This is a genomic window from Streptomyces sp. NPDC059398, from assembly GCF_042751845.1.
Classification (GTDB): Bacteria; Actinomycetota; Actinomycetes; order Streptomycetales; family Streptomycetaceae; genus Streptomyces.
The window spans coordinates 1-4781 of the sequence record NZ_JBHYWP010000187.1; the positions used below are offsets into that span (position 1 = coordinate 1).

The following is a 4781-nucleotide window of genomic DNA, read 5'->3' on the forward strand; positions in this document are numbered from 1 at the left end:
CCGCCCGGTCCACCGCCCCGGACCCGACCTCGACCACCACGACCTCAGCACCACGCGCCTCAAGCGCCGCCACACACCACTGCCGCACCTCGTCCCCAGCACCAGCCACAACCACCACCAGCCACGCACCCGAAAGGACGGGCGAGTCGGGCTCCGCAACATCCGCCCAGGAGGTGCGGTAACGCCAGTTCGCGGTCAGCGAGCGGTCCAGTTCACGGCGCCGCCAGAAAGCCAGCGCCGGCAGCACGTCCCGGAGCTGGGCCTCGTCTCCGATGGCCAGGGTGTCAGCGATCTGCGCCAGGTCGCCATCCTCGACGGCCGCCCAGAACTGCACCTCCGCCGCCGTGCTCGCACCGTCCCCGCCCACGGCCGTCGGGGGCCCGAGCCGGAGAATGCCCTCGGGCCAGTACCGCTGGTGGCGGAAGGCGTACGTCGGCAGCGCCACCTGATCCGCGGCGGGCAGCACCCTCTCCCAGTCCACCGGAGCGCCGTTGACGAACGCCCGCGCCAGACCGGTCAGCAGGCTCGCGACGCCCTCATCGGTGCGGCGCTGCAGCGGGACGAAGGCCGGCTCCACGCTCTGCACCTCAGCAACGGCGTCCGGACCGAGCGAGGACAGCGACCCGTCCGGGCCCACCTCCACGAAGACGGACACACCTTCCCGGGCCAGCGCGGCCACCGCATCCGCGAACCGCACCGCCTGCCGCGTCTGCGCGGGCCAGTACCCCGCATCCGGCTCCGACACCAGCTCACCTGTGAGGGCGCCCGCCCACATCACCTCGGGACGGCGGTACTCCACCTGCCCCGTAACGGCCGTGAGCTCGTCGAGCACCGGGTCCATCGCCGGGGAGTGGAAAGCGTGCGAGACCCGCAGCCGCCGCACCCGGTGACCACGCTCCCGCCACAGCTCCACCACCGCGTCCACGGCCTCGGCATCACCCGACACCACCACCGAATCCGGACCATTGACCGCAGCCACCGCGACGTCCCCGGACACCTCGGTCAGCGAAGCAACGACCTCCGCCTCCGGGGCGTTCACCGCAGCCATCGCACCACCGGCAGGCAACTCCTGCATCAACCGTGCACGCGTCGCCACGAGCTTGCACGCGTCCGGAAGTGAGAGGACACCCGCTACGTACGCGGCAGCCACCTCACCCACGGAGTGGCCCACCACAGCGTCCGGCTTCACACCGGCCGCCTCCAGCACCGCAGCCAGAGCAACCTCAAACGCGAACAATCCCGCCTGCGCGTAAAGGGTCTGATCCGCAAGAACCGGATCCACACCATCCGCGCCGTCCGCGCCCAGGACCACATCCCGCACCCGGTAGGCGGCCCCCAACTCCAGCTCCAACAAACCGCAGACCCGGTCGAACACCTCGGCAAAGACCGGACTCGCCTCGTACAGATCCCGGCCCATACCAGCCCACTGAGCACCCTGACCAGCGAAGACCAGACCCACCCGGGTGTCCTCTGATGCCACACCCGAGACCACCGCACCCGAGGACACCCCGGCTGCCAGATCGGTTACCGCGGACAGCAGCTCCCCACGGTCGGTACCGAGCACGACCGCGCGGTGCTCGAAGGCCGTACGCGTCGTCGCCAACGACCACGCCACATCAGCCGGCTCCAGCCCCGGGCGGGACGTCACCCACTCACGCAACCGACCCGCCTGCGCCGCAAGACCCTCAGCCGTACGACCGGAGACCACCCACGCACCAGCACCCGACACCACCGGAACTGTCGGCTCCGCCGCCTCGCCCGCCTCTACGGCCGGAGCTTCCTCGATGATGACGTGCGCGTTGGTGCCGCTGATCCCGAACGCCGACACCCCAGCCCGACGCGGACGCTCCCCCACCGGCCACGCCACCGACTCATCCAGCAGCCGCACCTCACCCGCCGACCAGTCCACATGCGACGACGGGTCCTCGGCATGCAACGTCCGCGGCAACCGCTCATGCTGCAACGCCAACACCATCTTGATCACACCAGCAACCCCGGCCGCGGCCTGCGTATGACCGATGTTCGACTTCACCGCACCCAGCCACAACGGAGCACCCCCCGCACGCTCCTGACCGTACGTAGCCAACAGCGCCTGCGCCTCAATCGGATCACCCAGCGTCGTACCCGTCCCGTGCGCCTCCACCACATCCACATCAGCAGCCGACAAACGCGCATTCGCCAACGCCGCACGAATCACCCGCTGCTGCGACGGACCATTCGGCGCCGACAAACCATTCGACGCACCATCCTGATTCACCGCCGAACCACGCAACACAGCCAACACCCGGTGGCCGTTGCGCTGCGCCTCGGAGAGACGCTCCACCACCACGATGCCGGCGCCCTCGGCCCAGCCCGTACCGTTGGCGTCCTCGGAGAACGCACGGCAACGGCCGTCCACCGAAAGACCCTGCTGACGCGAGAACTCCACAAACGAGAACGGGGTCGCCATCACCGTCACGCCACCAGCCAGCGCCATCGAGCACTCACCCGAACGCACCGCCTGCGCCGCCAGATTCAACGCCACCAACGACGACGAACACGCCGTATCCACCGTCACCGCCGGACCCTCAAGACCCAACGCGTACGAAACACGGCCGGAGAGCACACTGGTCGCGTTGCCCGTCATCAGATGACCCTCAACACCGGAGCCCTCCTCGCCCCCGGCCGCGGAGACACCGAGCCCGTAGCTGGAGCTGAAGCCCCCGGCGAAGACACCGGTCGCGCTGCCCCGCAGCGAGGACGGATCGATCCCCGCCCGCTCCAACGCCTCCCACGACGTCTCCAGCATCAACCGCTGCTGCGGATCCATGGCAAGGGCCTCACGCGGACTGATCCCGAAGAACCCCGCATCAAACTCCGCCGCACCCCGCAAAAACGCACCCGACTCCGTATACGAAGTCCCCGCACTCTCCCCCTCCGGATCGAAGAAACCCTCCAGATCCCAACCACGATCCGTCGGAAAACCACCCACCGCATCACCACCGGACGCCAACAACTCCCAGAACTCCTCAGGCGAGTTCACTCCCCCAGGGAACCGGCACGCCATACCCACAATCGCCAACGGCTCATCCGCGATGGGGGCTGCCATGGCGGCGACGGGAGCGTCAGCGTCCGCCTGCTGCCCGGTCAGCTCCCCGCGCAGGAACGCGGCCAGCGCCACCGGCGTCGGGTAGTCGAAGACCAGCGTGGCCGGCAGCCGCAGCCCGCTCGCCCTGTTGAGGCGATTGCGCAGCTCGACCGCGGTCAGCGAGTCGAAGCCCAGATCCCGGAAGACCTGCCGGGCCTGCACCCCGTCCGGGGCGGAGTGCCCCAGTACGGCGGCGGCCTCGGCCCGTACCACGTCCGTCAGTACGCGCTCCTGCTCCGCGCGCGACATCCCGCGGACCAGGTCGGCGAGCTCTCCCTCGGCACCGCGTGGCGCGGCGCCGCCGGAAGCCGCTCCCGCGGCAGCCAGCTCGCGGATCTCCGGCAGGTCCCGCACCAGCGGCAGGTCCGCGGCGCCCGGACCGGAGGCCAGTTGCTCCCAGTCGACGTCCATGACGGTCACGACGGGCTCGGGGCCCTCCAGCGACTCGCCCAGCGCACGGACGGCGAGCCGCGGGTCCATCGGCGGCATCGGGATCCGCCGCATCCGGGAGCGGATCGCCTCGCTGGACTCGGCCAGACCGCCACCGGCCCATGCACCCCAGGCGACGGTGAGTCCGGTCAGTCCGCGGGCCCGCCGGTTCTCCGCCAGCGCGTCCAGATAGGCGTTGGCCGCTGCGTAGTTGCCCTGGCCCGCGGAGCCCAGGGTGGAGGCGGCGGAGGAGAACAGCACGAAGGCGTCCAGGTCCATGTCCGCGGTCAGCTCGTCCAGCAGCGCCGCGCCCCGGACCTTCACCTCCAGCGCGGTCTGTAGCCGTTCCACCGACATCCGGTCCAGCATTCCGTCGTCGAGGACCGCCGCCGTGTGCAGTACGGAGGACAGCGCGGGGCCGCTCCGTCCGGTCCACTCCAGCAGCCCGGAGAGCGACGGCCGGTCGCTCACGTCGCAGGAGACCACGTCCACCCGCGTACCGGCGGCGGCCATGTCCGCTGCCCGTGCCGCGATCCCCGCAGCCGCGGGACCGGAGCGGCCCGCCAGCACCAGGCGTGCGGCGCCCCGCTCGACCAGCCAGTCGGACACGTGACCGGCCACGGCGCCGGTGCCGCCGGTGATCAGTACGCTTCCCCGGGGCGCCCAGGTGTCCCCGGAGTCGCGCCGCGGGATGCGCGACATCCGTCGGCCGAGGATTCCGGCCGAGCGGATGGCCACCTCGTTCTCGTCACACCCCGCCAGTACGGCGACCAACCGGGCACCCGCCCGCTCCGACAACTCCCCGGGCAGGTCCACCAACCCACCCCAACGCTCCGGATGCTCCATACCAACAACCCGGCCCAGACCCCACACCTGCGCCTGAACCGGACGCTCCAACACCTCACCCGGACCCGCACTCACCGCACCACAGGACGCCACCCACAACGGCGCCCCGACCCCGGCATCCCCGAGCCCCTGCACCAGACCCAGCGTCCCGGCCAGACCACCCGCCACCGCCGGATACTCCGACACCGGCACCTCGTCCAGCGCCAACAACGACAGCACACCCGACACACCAGAGACATCCGCCACCGCCTCGCGCAACAGCGCGGCCACATCCGCCCGGTCCACCGCCCCGGACCCGACCTCGACCACCACGACCTCAGCACCACGCGCCTCAAGCGCCGCCACACACCACTGCCGCACCTCGTCCCCAGCACCAGCC

Annotated in this window: 1 protein-coding gene; it reads right to left on the reverse strand. The window is 70.8% G+C overall.

Annotation, left to right across the window (positions count from 1 at the left end; all coding sequences use genetic code 11):
* Nucleotides 1-4781: type I polyketide synthase (locus ACFXBC_RS34720; protein WP_385033992.1), on the reverse strand; the 4781-nt coding region annotated here is incomplete at both ends.